Origin of the sequence: Marinobacter aromaticivorans (assembly GCF_002806975.1) — a bacterium.
Classification (GTDB): Bacteria; Pseudomonadota; Gammaproteobacteria; order Pseudomonadales; family Oleiphilaceae; genus Marinobacter; species Marinobacter aromaticivorans.
In genome coordinates this window covers 1-692 of sequence record NZ_NIHD01000043.1, presented here as the reverse complement: position 1 = coordinate 692, position 692 = coordinate 1, and the positions used below count along the sequence as shown (strand labels likewise).

Genomic DNA, 692 nt, shown 5'->3' with positions numbered 1-692 from the left:
GTGGTACGGAAGTAGAACTGCGGACGATAGCCCTTGAAGAACGGAGTATGACGGCCACCCTCGTCCTTGCTCAATACGTACACCTCACACTCAAACTTGGTGTGCGGCTTGATGCTGCCCGGCTTGCACAGTACCTGACCACGCTCAACGTCGTCACGCTTGGTACCACGCAGCAGAACACCGACGTTCTCACCGGCACGGCCTTCGTCCAGCAGCTTGCGGAACATCTCAACACCGGTGCAGGTGGTCTTGACGGTATCCCGGATACCTACAATTTCCACTTCCTCACCCACCTTGATGATACCGCGCTCAACACGACCGGTTACAACCGTACCACGACCGGAGATGGAGAATACGTCCTCAATCGGCAGCAGGAACGGCTGGTCAATCGCACGCTCAGGCTCGGGAATGTACTCATCCAGAGCTTCAACCAGCTTCCTGACAGCAGTGGTGCCCATTTCGTTGTCGTCTTTGCCCTGCAGAGCCATCAACGCAGAACCGGTGATGATCGGCGTGTCGTCACCCGGGAACTCGTAGGCGCTCAGCAGCTCACGCACTTCCATTTCAACCAGCTCAAGCAGCTCTTCATCGTCAACCATGTCCGCCTTGTTCAGGAACACAACGATGTAAGGAACGCCAACCTGACGCGACAGCAGGATGTGCTCGCGAGTCTGCGGCATGGGGCCGTCAGC

Annotated in this window: 1 protein-coding gene; it reads right to left on the bottom strand. The window is 57.2% G+C overall.

The window, feature by feature from the left end:
* Positions 1–692: EF-Tu/IF-2/RF-3 family GTPase (locus CDH48_RS19045; protein ID WP_227521188.1), on the bottom strand; the 692-nt coding region annotated here is incomplete at both ends.